The sequence below is a fragment of the Streptosporangium sp. NPDC050284 genome, assembly GCF_044459525.1.
Taxonomy (GTDB): Bacteria; Actinomycetota; Actinomycetes; order Streptosporangiales; family Streptosporangiaceae; genus Streptosporangium.
This window is the reverse complement of the sequence record NZ_JBITIZ010000013.1, coordinates 28,192-42,339: the sequence shown is the minus strand read 5'-3', so window position 1 is coordinate 42,339 and position 14,148 is coordinate 28,192. Positions and strand designations below refer to the sequence as shown.

At 67.4% G+C, this 14,148-nt stretch carries 8 protein-coding genes; 5 read left to right on the top strand and 3 right to left on the bottom strand.

Features of this window, described 5'->3' with window-relative positions; genetic code table 11:
• Positions 1 to 76: 76 nt before the first annotated feature.
• Together ACIBH4_RS27725 and ACIBH4_RS27720 are read right to left on the bottom strand one after the other, a co-directional pair.
• Positions 77 to 3,691, bottom strand: coding sequence for an amino acid adenylation domain-containing protein (locus tag ACIBH4_RS27725; protein WP_362769861.1), 3,615 nt, complete (start codon positions 3,689 to 3,691; stop codon positions 77 to 79).
• 198 nt (positions 3,692 to 3,889) lie between these two features.
• Positions 3,890 to 5,596, bottom strand: coding sequence for a carbamoyltransferase C-terminal domain-containing protein (locus ACIBH4_RS27720; RefSeq protein WP_362520755.1), 1,707 nt, complete (start codon positions 5,594 to 5,596; stop codon positions 3,890 to 3,892).
• Positions 5,597 to 6,328: 732 nt separating this feature from the next.
• Between ACIBH4_RS27720 and ACIBH4_RS27715 the strand changes: the two genes are divergently transcribed.
• A complete protein-coding gene (locus ACIBH4_RS27715; RefSeq protein ID WP_362769859.1) occupies positions 6,329 to 7,777 on the top strand; it encodes an FAD-dependent oxidoreductase in 1,449 nt (482 codons plus the stop codon).
• Between the two features lie 79 nt (positions 7,778 to 7,856).
• Positions 7,857 to 8,852: a UDP-glucose 4-epimerase GalE gene (galE, locus tag ACIBH4_RS27710; RefSeq protein ID WP_362520745.1), complete on the top strand. Its 996-nt coding sequence runs from the start codon at positions 7,857 to 7,859 to the stop codon at positions 8,850 to 8,852.
• A gap of 457 nt (positions 8,853 to 9,309) precedes the next feature.
• Here galE and ACIBH4_RS27705 read toward each other — a convergent pair whose 3' ends face one another.
• Positions 9,310 to 11,682: an excinuclease ABC subunit UvrA gene (locus ACIBH4_RS27705; protein WP_362769873.1), complete on the bottom strand. Its 2,373-nt coding sequence runs from the start codon at positions 11,680 to 11,682 to the stop codon at positions 9,310 to 9,312.
• Positions 11,683 to 11,758: 76 nt separating this feature from the next.
• Between ACIBH4_RS27705 and ACIBH4_RS27700 the strand changes: the two genes are divergently transcribed.
• From ACIBH4_RS27700 to ACIBH4_RS27690, 3 genes are all read left to right on the top strand, one after another.
• On the top strand, positions 11,759 to 12,550 hold the full coding sequence (locus ACIBH4_RS27700; RefSeq protein ID WP_362520741.1) for a TetR/AcrR family transcriptional regulator: 792 nt from the start codon (positions 11,759 to 11,761) through the stop codon (positions 12,548 to 12,550).
• Positions 12,551 to 12,621: 71 nt separating this feature from the next.
• Complete coding sequence (locus ACIBH4_RS27695; protein ID WP_362520735.1) at positions 12,622 to 13,233, top strand: redoxin domain-containing protein; 612 nt, start codon at positions 12,622 to 12,624, stop codon at positions 13,231 to 13,233.
• A gap of 38 nt (positions 13,234 to 13,271) precedes the next feature.
• Entirely contained in the window at positions 13,272 to 14,120 is an 849-nt protein-coding gene (locus tag ACIBH4_RS27690; protein WP_362520732.1) for a cytochrome c biogenesis CcdA family protein, read from the top strand.
• Positions 14,121 to 14,148: the final 28 nt, after the last annotated feature.

Here is a 14,148-nt window from a genome sequence, read left to right as displayed (position 1 = left end):
TTCCGTCCTGTCGCGATGATCCGGCGATGGCGAAGTGCCGGACGCGGGGTACGTATCGACATGCATGGCACGGGCACTACTCCGACCACATCGGTCGCAGCGTCACCGAAAGACGCCTTAGGTGATCGTCCGCCCATTTTTGAATGGTGTGGCGGTGATGGAGCGCTCGTGAATACGTCCACTCCATGACGAGACGGCGATTCACCAGCCGCGCCTGCACCTCGATGAGGTGGGGACGTTGCCAGGTGTCGTGGACATACGGGCCGAGGGGGGCGTCCAGCTCGCCGACCATCAGTTCTCCCGGGTAGAACAGGCCGGCGTCACCGCCGTAGTCGAAGGACACGTCGGCAGGCGGCAGGTCCAGCGGTGACGAGTGGGCGGGTGCTCCCAGGTAACGCAGCGCTCCGTAGGAGATCGCCCTGGCCTGCGTCCATCGGTTCGCGCGGACCGTGGCGGCCAACCGCTCCCGTGCCGTCCCGTTCGGGGGGAGGGGGACCGCGAGCGGTGTGACCGTGGTGAACCATCCTGTCGTACGCGACAGATCCACCTGGGAGGAGATGGACTCCGCACGTCCGTGTCCCAGTACGTCCAGCCGTACCGGGGCGGTCTCGGAGACGTCCGCCAGCACCTCCACCAGGGCGTGGAGAACCAGCTCGTCAGGTCGGTACGTGAGCTCGCGCGGCGCGCGGCGCAGCAGGACATCGGTCGCCTCCCGCCCGAGCTCCGCGTGTACGGTCGCCGCGGTCGCCGCAGTATTGGCGGCGGGGGGGTCGGCTACGGGGTGGTCGAGGGGAATCCGGGTGATCGCGTTCGCGTGTTCGCGCCAGCGGGACAGATCACCGATGGTGGCCGGATCGGCCGCATGACGGCGCAGTGCCTCCGTCCAAGAGAGATACGACGTCGTTTCTCCCAGCCGCGGAGCCCGGCCGGTCTCCCGCAGGCTCCGGTAGCAGTATTGAAGATCGTCCGTCAGAACGGGCCAGGACATCATGTCGATGGCCATCTGATGAGCCATCAGCAGCAAATGGCCGGCCGCGCCATCGGCACCGGGTACGTGAACGGCGCTCACCAGACGACCGGCCTCAAGATCGAGCGCGGCGTGCGCCGTCCGAAGCGCCCACGGCAACCATGCCAGAGGCGCACCGTCCGCCGTCCGTTCGGGGGCGGCCGACCACAACGGGGCAGGTGGGTCCGCCAGGACTTTCTGGCGCGGCCCCGACGGCGTCGGGACGACGGCGGTCCGAAGCGATGGATGCGCGTGGATGACAGCGGTCAAGGCGGCGCGCAAGGCTCCCACATCCACATCACCGGTGGTCTGGAAGCATCCGGCCTGGTACCAGTGGTTCCGGTCGTCGGTGGCCAGCCGCCACGCATACGCCTGACTCGGGGACAGCGGCCCGTCGTCGGGCTCACCTGAAGCGATCACGGTTCGGCCGGAGCCGTCCTCCGCGAGCCCGGCCATCCGCGCGGGGGTACGGAGGGTGAGCACATCGCCTGCTCGCAGAAAGATGCCATGCCGTCTGCAGAGGAGTGCCAGCGACATCGCCCGCAGGGAGTCGCCGCCCGCATCGTGGAAGTCGTCGTCCACCGACGGGAAGGTGCTGAGCACCGCGGCCCAGGCCCGTCGTATGACCTCCAGCGGAGAGCCGCCCGCGTCGTCGGGCGGAGCGGAGTGCTTCGCGGGACGCGGTGCCTCCCCTGCGGCGCTCGCCGACAACCGGGCGAAGTCGACCTTGCCGTTGGAGGTGAGGGGGAGCTTCTCCACCATGAAGATCCGAGCCGGGATCATGAAGGGTGGAAGGCGATGGGCCAACTCCCGCCGAAGGCTCGCCGCGGTTGTTTCCGGTGCGACGACGAACGCCGACAGCGCCTTGCCGTTCTCGGCGTCCACCGCGGCGACGGCGGCTTCTCGAACGTGCGTCAGAAGGGTGAGCTCGTGCTCCACCTCCGCCGGCTCGACGCGCTGGCCCCGGATCTTGACCTGGCCGTCCATCCGCCCGAGAAACTGAAGGTTCGCGTCAGCGTTCCATCGCACCAGGTCACCGGTCCGATAGAAACGGTTCTCAGGCCCCGGTAACGGGCCCTGGACGAATCTCCGCTCCGTGGTGTCCGGATCGCCCAGATAGCCGTGAGCCAGGCCGGCCCCCCCGATGTAGAGCTCTCCCGTTTCCCCGACGGCCACCGGCCGCCGCGTGTCGTCAAGCACAAGTAGCCTGGTGGCGCCACAGGGCCTTCCGACAGGCGGAAGGTCGTCCGCCTGGGACGGCCTGGCGGCGTACGCCGTCACCAGCTGTGTTTCGGTGGGGCCATAGTGGTTCTGCAGGATCGCGCCGGGAATTCTCCCGAACCAGTCACGGAGGGCGGGCGTGAGAACGAGCTGCTCGCCTCCGCTGGTCACATCGAGTAACCCGGATGGGACGAGCCCTCTGCGCAGGCTTCGCTCGGCGATCCGGGTGAGGGTATGCGGTGGGAGGATCACCCGCTGGACGTCCTGGTCACACAACGCCTTCAAGAGGACGTCCGGATCGTGGCGCGCCGCCGTGGAGGCGACGACCACCGTCCCGCCCGAGCACAGCACGGGGAATATCTCGGCCGTCGAAGTGTCCCATGCCAGGTCGGAGAAGTGCAGGCAGCGTCCTCGCAGAAACGCCTCCGAGTCGTTGAGATACCACCACACATGGTGGTTCAGCGAACGGCGGGGCATCGCGACGGCTTTCGCGGGCCCGGTGGAGCCCGAGGTGAACAGCACATAGGCCAGGGCTTCAGGAGGGACGACGTCCGGCAGGGTCCCGGTAGCGGTTTCGTCGATGTCGCGCCCGATCGTCGCCACGGAAATGCCGTCCGCCGAGAAGACGTCACGATTCGCCTCACCTGTGATCGCCATTCTGGCGCCCGAGACGGCGAGGTACCGACGGCGTCGCTCAGCCGGCACGTCCGGGCCGACGGGCAGATAGGCGGCACCTGCCCGCAGCACGGCGAGCAGCGCCACGATCGAGGTGAGTCCCCGGTCGGGCAGGCCGAGGGCGACCACGTCGCCAGGGCCCACTCCCGACGCGATCAGCCGAAGCGCCAAATGGCGCGTCCGCGTCTCAAGGGTCGCGTAGTCCAGTTCGCCGTCATCGGCCCGCACCGCGATCGAGTCGGGTACGGCGTCGACCTGGCCGAGAAAGAGGTCGCAGATGTCCGGCCAGTCTCGCGATGAGCCGGACCCCGTCCAGGGGGATGAAAGGAGGAGACGTGTTTCCCGGGCTCCGGGCGGCGGCCGGCCGTCACCGCCTTCGACCATGTCGAGAAGCCTCGCCGTGGCGAGTGCGGTATCAGGCACGATCCCGCCATCGGATCGCGCGATCAACGCACTCCGCCCGCACGTGCTGTCGGTCTCAAGCCGGCAGCGGGAAAGCACTGTGCGCGGTACCGGTCGCGAGCCGGTCCGGCCGGGGGAGTCCAGCTCGGCGGTCCAGCGGCCGTCGATCGCGGGGGTTCCTCCGGCCCATTGCACGGCGCGGCCGGTCCCGGTGCGCGCGGTCGCGACGCGTACGGTGCCGCTCCGGGACAACCGCACATCGATCTCCGGGACGCCCATCTCCCACAGGCACACCGCCGCATAAGCATCGAGTACGTCCGCCGGCGGCAAGGAGCCGGGCAGCCGGCCCTTGGACAGAGGGTGATCCGACAGCGGTGATGTGCTCATGTCTCTCTCGTCATCGAAAGTCAGGACAGATCGCGCCCCTGCGGCCGGTTCGCGGAATCCGGCGGCGGTGTACGGGACGGCGCTCGACACCCGCGGGCCTCCTGCCCGCGGAGAAGCCGCGTGTGCACGGAGGTGTGCCTGTCCGGATCTGCGGTGCCTTTCGCCCTCGCCAATGAGAGGCGGGCGAACTCTCCTCCGTCATGTCCGTTTCCGTATGACGAAAGGGCCCAGGACCAGGGCATCGAGGCCAAGTCTGGTGAACGTTCTCATCGCGTCGGCCGGTGTCCACACAATGGGCTCCTGCGGCCCGTTGAACGAGGTGTTGAGCACTGCCGCGAGGCCGGTCTCCCTCTCCACGTCCAGCAGCAACCGGTGATAAAGCGGTTCGTCCGCGCTGTTGACCGTCTGCGCCCGGGTGGTGCCGTCCACGTGGTTCACGGCCAGGAGCAGTTCCGTCTTCTCGGGGCGGAGTGGAGTGGTCACTATCATGTACGGCAGGGCCGAGGGCGAATCGATGATCTCGGCGTGGTGTTCAAGGCTGATGCTCGGAGCCAGCGGACGCCACCACTCCCGCTGTTTGATCCTCAGGTTGATCCGGTCGCGCGTCGCGACGTCGGCCGGGCAGGCGAGGATGCTGCGGTGCCCGAGGGCGCGCGGCCCCACCTCGCCGGCTCCCTGGAACCAACCGATCACCTCGTCGTTCGCGATGAACTCGGCGGCGGCGCCGGTCACGTCCGGTGGCTCCGCGTATCGGACGCCCGCGTCGTCGAGAAGCCTGCGGATCGTCTGCGCGGAGAACTCCGGACCCCACCCCAGCGAATCGGTCATGGGACGAATCACGTCACCGTGCTCAGCGGCGACATGGAGCGCGGCGCCCAGCGCCACCCCCGCGTCTCCGGCCAACGGTTGGACGAACAGGCGGTCGAGGTCGTGCCGCTTGATCAGGACTCCGTTGAGAGTGGCATTGAAACCCACGCCCCCCGCGACGTGCAGTGTCCGCGAATCCGTGATGGCGAACAGGCGGTCCACCAGTTTCGACACCGCCTGCTCCAGCAGAAACTGTGCCGTGGCCGCCAGGTCCCGGTAGTCGAACGGATCGCGTTCGGTAAGAGACAGGAATCGAGCGGTTTCAGGGTCGTATACGCGCCGCTGCCTGTTGGGTGGTTGAGGCCAAGTGGACTCCAAATAGGACAGCCAGGCCTCGGTTGATTCTTTGCTTTCGTCTATGTTCTCGGTAGAGCGCAGGCCGGGGCTGATGTGATCAACATGGTAACCGGAATCGTCCAGCCGAAAAGTGTTGAGGACGCCTTCGCGGACAGTGCCGTACGCGGCCAGTCCCATCAGCTTGCCGGCCTGGTCGGGCCCTAATCCGATATACCGTCCGACTGCGTCATAGAAATATCCGAGAGACCACGAGATCGGGAGCGTCTCCAGGAGTGTTATCTTTCCGGACCGGGCGAGTCCTAGGCTTGTGCTCTCGTTCTCTCCTTGGCCGTCGATCACCAGTAGCGCGGCATCCGCGTCGCCACTGGCGTGGTACGCGCTGGCCGCGTGCGACAGGTGGTGGGGGACGAACACGAGTTCAGGATCACGCCGCCGAGGAAAGAGGGTCGAGGGGAGCAGGCTCTCCAGTGCCTCGGCCGGGCTGAACGTCCAGCGGACATCGCGGTCACGGTGCAGCGTCGGAACGTCCCAGCCGAACGCCACGACGTCGATGTCGTCGAGTGTGATCTTCTCCCTGGCCAGAACGAACGCGGCCGCGTGAAGCGGAGCGAGGCCATAGGCATGTTTCCTGCGCACGAAACGCTCTTCCTCGGCGAACGCGGCGATCCGGCCGTCGGACACAACGCATGCCGCACCGTCGTGACCACGCCCCGGCCACCCGTTCAGGCCCAGTACTTTCACGCTGCTCCCTTCGACAAGTCGCCCATTTTCGCCGGACCCGAACAGAGGACAAAAGAGAATTCAGGCATCGTCAATGCCTGCCGATGTCAAGCGATCCCCGCGCGACTTCCGCACTGTGAGCATGCGCATGCGTGCGGGGAATTAGCGAGTCCACGGCAGGCGTGCGTTTGTATGAGAAGTCGGTGGGCCGAATGAGGTTTTTCGTGCGACTTGGGGACTCGTCAAGATCAGTCATAACTCTGTATGGTTCGGATGTCAACCCGTGATCGGCATCGCCGATCCTCTGCGGGAATGGGTTTTGTGTGGCGGGACGTGGGGGTATTCGGTTCACAAGAATGCGGCGCAAGAGGTTAAATTGACGGGGCCGAATAAGATGGTTTCGGTCGCCTTCAAGGTGATATCGATTGTCCTGGTTTAATCCCCGCGTGGCCGGAGACAAAGGGGCGTAACGGTCTCCTTTTGATCGCTCGGGGGATACTCGCGACGGCTTGACCGCCTGCCCGGAGGCCGCCGTGGTCCTCTGTTCCTCGCCGTCCGGCGGGACGATCACCTGCAGGGCGGGGCCGGCCGTGCCGTGAACCGTCGCGACGTCCGTGAGAGAGCCGAAGTCGGCTTTCGCCGTGCCCGCACGGCGTATTGGCACGAAGGCCGCGACCGCCCTCACGGTCACGGCCGGCTCGCCGGACAGTTATCGGACGGGACGGAAGACGCAGACCACTCGGGAGCACTTTGATGAGTGACACGAAGAAGGTCGCCGTCATCGGCGCGGGACCGGCGGGCGCGACCGCCGCATACGTGCTGGCGAAGAACGGGGTAGAGGTCGATCTCTATGAGGCCTCGGCGCACATGGGGGGGATGGCCCGATCCATGGAGCTGTGGGGTCAGGTCGTGGACATCGGTCCGCACCGTTTCTTCAGCACGGATCCACGCGTGAACGCTCTGTGGCTCGAGGTCGTCGGCGACGACTACGTCATGGTCGACAGATTGACCCGCATCCTCTTCCGGAACAAGTTCTTTCGCTACCCCATCAAAGCAGATGACGCTTTGCGGAATCTCGGTGTCACGGAGGGAGCGCTTTGTCTGGGTAGTTACCTGTGGCACCGGCTGCCGGCCCGCGGCGGCGACGGCGACGGCGACGGCGAGACATTCGAGTCATGGGTCGTGTCCCGTTTCGGGGGGCGGCTGTACCGCCATTTCTTCAAAACGTACACGGAGAAGTTGTGGGGCATCGCCGCAGCCGACCTTGATTCCGAGTTCGCGGCTCAGCGCATAAGAGGGCTGTCTCTCTGGGAAGTCGCGAAAGGAGCGCTTTCCGGCGGTTCCCGGCAGCGGCACAGAACCCTTGTCGACCAGTTCGCGTATCCGAACGAGGGAACCGGTCAGGTATACCAGCTGATGAGGTCTCGTATCGAGGATGAGGGTGGCAAGGTACACCTCAACTCTCCGGTGCACTCGGTGACCGTGTCGGGCGATGTCGTAACGGGCCTGCGACTGGCGGAGCAGGATGTGGCGTACGACCATGTGGTGAGCTCGATGCCGCTCACGACACTAATGAACAGGCTGAGCGGTGTGCCGGAGGATGTGGCGGCGGCTGTGAGGTCATTGAGATTCCGCAACACCGTGATCGTTTACCTGCTCGTCAACGCGGATGACGTGTTCCCCGACAACTGGATCTACGTGCACAGTGACGAACTGCGTATGGGCCGCATCACGAACTTTCGGAACTGGACTCCCACACTGACGCGCGGAAGGAAGGAGACCATCCTCGCGCTGGAGTACTGGTGCTTCGACGACGACGATTTCTGGAACTGGGAGGAGACGCTGCAGACGGAGCTGGCCGGAAAAGAGATCGTCATGACAGGGCTGGTAAGCCCGGAGCAGATCGTCGACGCGAAGGTCGTCCGAATCCCGAAATGCTATCCGGTCTACCGGAGAGGATACCGGGATGATCTGCAGAAGGTCGTGGACTTCTTATGTCGATACAGAGGCCTGCAGGTGATCGGGCGGTATGGGGCGTTCAAGTACAACAATCAGGATCACAGTATTCTTATGGGGATGCTGGCTGCCGAGAACATCATGGAAGGATTCGACAAGAATGACCTGTGGAGTATCAACAGCGACTACGAGTATCAGGAGTCGTCGCTCATAACGGAGACGGGACTCGTCTTGAAGTCAGACTGAATCATTTTCCGCTGATGACGTCGACCGTGAACGACGTGTACTGAAAAAGGCCGAACGCGCGCGAATGGGAGGTCCAGGCATGTCGGGCGGCAGAGGGAAGAGAGTGCTCGTCACGGGCGGCGCCGGGTATGTAGGGTCGGTCACAAGCGCGATCCTCCTGGAGCGGGGGTACCGGGTCACCGTGCTCGACGACCTTTCCACCGGCTTCGGCGCCGCCGTTCCCGAGGGCGTGACATTCGTCAAGGCGTCCCTGCTCGACAGCGGCAAGGTGCTCGACCCCTCCTACGAGGCCGTTCTGCACTTCGCCGCCAGCGCCGAAGTCGGGGAATCGTCCAGGGTTCCCGAGAAATACTGGCGGAACAATGTGATCGAAACTTTCGCCCTCCTTGAGGCGATGCGCGCAACGGGTGTCCGGCGTCTGATCTTCTCCTCGACGTGCGCCGTCTATGGGGAGGCCGCGCAGATTCCCATAGCCGAGGATTGTCACGTCAGGCCTATCAACGCCTACGGTGCTTCCAAGCTGGCGGTGGATCACATGATCAGGAGCGAATGTGAGGCGCACGGCCTGGCAGCCGTCTCCCTGCGGTACTTCAACGTCGCGGGTGCGTACACACGGTTCGGGGAGCGCCACGATCCAGAGTCCCACCTCATTCCTTTGGCACTGCAGGTCGCACAGGGCCGACGAAAAGCGCTGTCCGTACACGGAACCGATTACGCCACTCCTGACGGCACCTGTGTCCGTGATTACGTTCATGTCGCGGACCTGGCCGAAGCCCACCTCCTGGCGATGGGCAAGGCCATGCCGGGGGTGCACCAGGTCGTCAACCTGGGTGGCGGCAGGGGGCATTCCGTTCTGGACGTGATCGGGGCGGTTGAACAGGTCACCGGCAGATCGGTACCCGTCGTCCACGGCGAGCGACGCGGTGGTGATCCGGCCGTCCTCGTCGCCTCCAACGCCAGAGCCGCTGAGGAGTTGGGATGGCGTCCACGACGCACCTCGCTCCTGGAGATGATCTCAGACGCCTGGATGTTCACGGGCCGACTGTCCGCGCGTACTCCCCAGAGAGAGCTGTGACCGGAAAGGTTCGGCGGGTTGCTGCTCGTGGGGGGGCCGGGCCGGTTGGAGGTGATCAGTCAGATCCGGTCCGGCGCGTGGTGGCGTGGCGGCAGAAACCTGTCAGGGGCCGAAGGCTCACCGACCAAGAAGGGCAGAGGCTCCAGCAGATCGTGCGCCGGGGCAGTACCAACTCGGTGCGTTACCGGCGAGCGATGACGCTGCCTGCCTCGGCGTGGCCGGGCTGCCGCCGGAGTTCGAGGCGGATCTCGCGGCGGCGTGCTTCGCGGGCCGACTCGTCCTGGGCGGTGACCTGGCTCCCCTGTTGGCACGGTACGACCTCGCCGCGTCCGAGCTGCGCGACACGTGGACCGTCTGCTATCCGCGGCTGGTCTCGGACGGCACGCTCTTCGACGCGATGCGGGTCGCCACCGCACTCGGCACGGGCCCGGAAAGCCTTAGAGCTCTCCCCATGTGCCTATCGGACGGTGTTCCCGCCCAGGTAGGTCCGCAGGTGCCGGGCGGTGAGGGAGTCTCCTGTCGAGACGAGGTCGGCGGGGGTGCCGGTGAAGACGATCCGGCCGCCGTCGTGTCCGGCTCCGGGGCCGAGGTCGATGATCCAGTCGGCGTGGGCCATCACGGCCTGGTGGTGCTCGATGACGACGACCGTGTTGCCGTCGTCGACGAGCCGGTCCAGCAGGGCGAGGAGCTGGTCCACGTCCGCCAGGTGCAGGCCGGTGGTCGGCTCGTCCAGCACGTACGTGGTGGCCTTCTCCGCCATCCGGATGGCGAGCTTGAGCCGCTGTCGTTCGCCGCCGGACAGGGTGGTGAGCGGCTGGCCCAGGCCGAGGTAGCCCAGGCCCACGTCGGAGAGCCGGTCGAGGACGGCCCGCGCCGCGCCGAAGCTCGCCTTCGAGGCCGCAGGGGAAGAGGCTGCGGCGGAGGAGGTCGTGCCGGGAGCGAAGAAGTCGCGGGCCTCGGCCACCGACATGGCGAGCACCTCGCTGATGTCCTTGCCGCGCAGCTTGTGGGTGAGCACCTCGGGGGTGAACCGCTTGCCCTCGCACTGCTCGCACACCGACGCCACCCCGGCCATCATCGCCAGGTCGGTGTAGACCAGGCCGATGCCCTTGCAGTTGGGGCAGGCTCCCTCGGAGTTCGCGCTGAACAGGGCGGCCTTGACGCCGTTCGCCTTGGCGAAGGCGGTGCGGATCGCGTCGAGCAGCCCGCTGTAGGTGGCCGGGTTGCTGCGGCGCGAGCCTCGGATCGGGGTCTGGTCGACCACCGCGACGTCTTCCCTGCGGGGGAGCGAGCCGTGAATCAGCGAGCTCTTGCCCGAGCCGGCGACGCCGGTGACCACGGTGAGCACGCCCAGCGGGATGTCGACGTTCACATCTTTGAGGTTGTGCAGGCGGGCGCCGGTGATCGACAGTTGCCCGCTGGGCTGCCGTACCTTCTCGCGCAGGCGGGCCCGGTGGTCCAGGTGGCGGCCGGTGAGGGAGTCCGACGCGCGCAGCCCGGCCACGTCGCCGGTGAAGCAGATCCGCCCGCCGGAGGAGCCGGCCCCGGGGCCGAGGTCGACCACGTGGTCGGCGATCTCGATCGTCTCCGGCTTGTGCTCGACGACCAGGACCGTGTTGCCCTTGTCACGCAGGCGCAGCAGCAGGTTGTTCATCCGCTCGATGTCGTGCGGGTGCAGCCCGACCGTGGGCTCGTCGAAGACGTAGGTGACGTCGGTCAGGCTGGAGCCGAGGTGGCGGACCATCTTCACCCGCTGGGCCTCGCCCCCGGACAGGGTGGACGACTCGCGGTCCAGGCTCAGGTAGCCCAGGCCGATCTCGACGAGTGACTCCAGCGTGTTGCGCAGGGTGGCGACGAGCGGCCCCACCGACGGGTCCTCGATGCCCCGGACGAAGTCGGCCAGGTCGCTGATCTGCATCGCCGCGCAGTCGGCGATGTTGCGGCCGTCGATCTTCGAGGCGAGCGCGGCGGAGTTGAGCCTGCTGCCGCCGCACGCGCGGCAGCTCGTGAACGTCACGGCCCGGTCCACGAACGCCCGGATGTGGGGCTGCATCGACTCCCGGTCCTTGGCGAGATAGAGCCGCCGTACCTTGACCAGGAGCCCTTCGTAGGTGGTGTTCATCGTGCCGATTTTGATTTTGGTGGCGGGTTTGTGGAGGAAGTCCTCCCACTGGGCCGGGGTGTAGTCCCTCAGCTTGACGTCGGGGTCGAAGAACCCCGAGTGGGCCAGGCCCTGCCAGTACCACGAGTCCACGGTGAAGTTGGGGGCGGTGATCGCCCCCTCGTTGAGCGAGCGGTCGACGTCGACGAGCTGGGAGACGTCGACGTCGGAGACCCGGCCGAGTCCTTCGCACTCGGGGCACATGCCCTCGGCGCTGTTGAAGCTGAACGCGCTCGAGGTGCCGACGTGAGGGGTGCCGATCCGGCTGAAGACGATCCGCAGCATCGTCTGCGCGTCGGTCGCGGTGCCGACCGTGGAGCGGGAGTTGGCGCCCATCCGCTCCTGGTCGACGACGATCGCCGCGCTCAGGTTGCGCAGGCCGTCGACGTCGGGACGGCCGAGGCTCGGCATGAACGACTGGACGAAGGCCGTGTAGGTCTCGTTGATCAGGCGCTGCGACTCCGCCGCGATGGTGCCGAAGACGAGGGAGGACTTCCCGGAGCCGGAGACCCCGGTGAAGACGGTGAGCCGCCGCTTGGGAATGTCCAGCGAGACGTCGGCCAGGTTGTTCTCCCTGGCGCCGCGAACCTCGATCACGTCGTGGCTGTCCGCGGTGGCCGGGCGGCGCCGCGGGCCGACTGAGCCGACCGGTGTGGCGGGTGGGAACACGAACCTTCTCACGCGATATCCTTAGGGTGTAAAGAGTTAGCCCGGCAAAGTTAGTTTATGCCGTAAGGAGTTGCAAGTGGTCGTCTTCGCCGGACAGGGCGACGCGCGCCGTTCGATGGCGCTGCTGTGGCGTACCACCAGGTCGGACCAGGCGCGTCCCGGGCCCAAGCCCGCGCTGAGCGTGGACCTCATCGTGGACACGGCCGTCGCCGTCGCCGACTCCGAGGGGATGGCCGCGCTCTCCATGCGCGCGGTGGGCGAGCGGCTCGGACGCACGGCGATGGCCCTCTACACCTACGTCCCCAGCAAGAGCGAACTGGTCGACCTGATGTACGACCGGGCCCTCGCCGAACTGTCCACCCACCACGACCTGGAGGCGGGCTGGCGGGCGGCTGTGACCTCCTGGGCGCGGGAGGCGTGGGAGTTCTACATACGGCATCCGTGGATGCTGCAGGTGTCGCAGGCGCGTCCCGTGCTGGGCCCCAACGAGTACGTCATGATCGAGGGGGTGATGCGGATCCTCCGGGAGACCGGGCTGGACGCCGGGACGCTGCGGCGCGTCGCGGGGACGCTCTCCTGCTTCGTACGCGGGGCGGCGCAGACGGTCGCGGAGGCGCGTCAGGCCCCGGCGGCGACCGGGCTGTCCGACGAGGAGTGGTGGTACGCCCGCTCGGCCCTGCTGACGGAGGTCGCCCCCGATTTCGCCGAGCGGTTCCCCACGCTGACCTGGCTGGACGGCGAGGGCGCCTACCAGGCTCAGGACGAGACCGTCCCCTACCTGGAACAGGAGGGGAGAGACACCTTCGCCGCCGGGCTCGTCATCCTCCTGGACGGGATCGAGGCGGCCATGGGCGAAGCCGGAGGCTGAAGGCCCTGGCGGCAAGCCGCCGTCACGAGCTCGTAAGAAATCGCGGGGACGTCCGCTCCTACGCTGGACGCATGATCAAAATGCGAGCGGCGGTTGCCGTGGTCTCGGTGGCCTTGCTGGCCTGCGCGTGCGGCACCGAGGGGGGCGTGACCGCCGATCCAGCGCCGCCGGCCGCCGTGCCGTCCGGTCCGGCGTCCACCTCGGCATCCGCATCACCGGCGCCGACGGCCTCGCCCGACGCCGACGCCGACGCCGGCACCGACGCCCCGGCGGCGACGCCGGCCGCGCTGGCCTTCTCCGCCAAGACGCTGGACGGCGAGCCGTTCCAGGGCGCCAATCTGGCCGGCAAGCCGGTGGTCTTCTGGTTCTGGGCACCCTGGTGCCCCAAGTGCCGTTCCGAGGCGCCCGCCGTCAAGGCGGCCGCCGCCGCGTTCGGCGACGTCGAGTTCGTCGGTGTGGCGGGCCTGGACACCGAGGCGGCGATGAAGGAGTTCGTCCAGGGGACCGGCACCGGCGACATCGTGCAGCTCGCGGACACCAAGGGCGCGGTGTGGACCAAACTGGGCGTCAGCCAGCAGTCGACGTTCGTGTTCATGAAACCGGACGGCTCCACCACGAAGGCCTCGGGCCCGCTCGACAAGGACACGCTGGACGGCCACGTCCGGCGACTGCTCGGCCGGTAGCCGTCCCTCGTAGCCCTCGACAACCTGGAGAGACGAGCGTGAACGTCGCCGAGGTGCCGCTCGCCCTGGCGCTGGCCGCGGGCACGGTGGCCGCCTTCAACCCGTGCGGCTTCGCGATGCTGCCCGCCTACCTCACCCTGCTGATCGCCGACGGCGGGCCGGGCCGCGGTGGGCCGGTCGCCAGGGCGCTGATGCTGTCGGTCGCGATGACCGCGGGTTTCGTCACGGTCTTCGGCCTGTTCGGGGTGGCCGTCACCGCCCTGGCCGTCTCGGTCGGCCGCTACCTTCCGTGGGTGACGATCGTCATCGGCGTGCTGCTCGCGGGGCTCGGCGTGTGGCTGCTGACGGGTCGCGAGCTGCTGCTCCGGCTTCCCGGGCCGGCCGCGGGCCGTCCCGCCACCTCGGCGCTCTCGCTGTACGGCTACGGGGTGTCGTATGCGGTTGCCTCGCTGTCGTGCACGGTGGGACCGTTCCTCGCCGTCACCTCGGCCTCGCTGTCCGGCGCGGGCCTGCTCGGCGGCGCGGCGGCGTTCGTCGCCTACGCGCTCGGCATGGGCCTGGTCGTCGCCGTACTGTCCACGGCGGTGGTGCTCGCCCGGGGCGCCGCGGTGGCCAGACTGCGGCGGCTGTTGCCGTATGTTTCCAGAACCAGCGGTGCGTTGCTCCTGCCGGCCGGGCTGTATGTCATGTACTACGGCTGGTACGAGCTGCGGGTCTTCTCCGGAGGAACCGCCGACGACCCGATCGTGGGCGCCGCGACGGCCGTGCAGGGCGTTCTGGCGGGGTGGCTGGAGTCTCTCGGCGCGGGCTGGGTCGCCCTCGCGCTCGCCCTGCTCGTCCTCGGCGCGCTCGCGCTGCGTGTGGTCCGGCGGCGGCACGCTCGCTGAGGATCTTTCGCAGGGCGACGTTCCCGCA

Bases quoted from the DNA above. Each gene is read 5' to 3' on its own strand.
- ACIBH4_RS27725 (WP_362769861.1), bottom strand. From the start codon at position 3,691: ATGAGCACATCACCGCTGTCGGATCACCCTCTGTCCAAGGGCCGGCTG.
- ACIBH4_RS27715 (WP_362769859.1), top strand. From the start codon at position 6,329: ATGAGTGACACGAAGAAGGTCGCCGTCATCGGCGCGGGACCGGCGGGC.
- galE (WP_362520745.1), top strand. From the start codon at position 7,857: ATGTCGGGCGGCAGAGGGAAGAGAGTGCTCGTCACGGGCGGCGCCGGG.
- ACIBH4_RS27695 (WP_362520735.1), top strand. From the start codon at position 12,622: ATGATCAAAATGCGAGCGGCGGTTGCCGTGGTCTCGGTGGCCTTGCTG.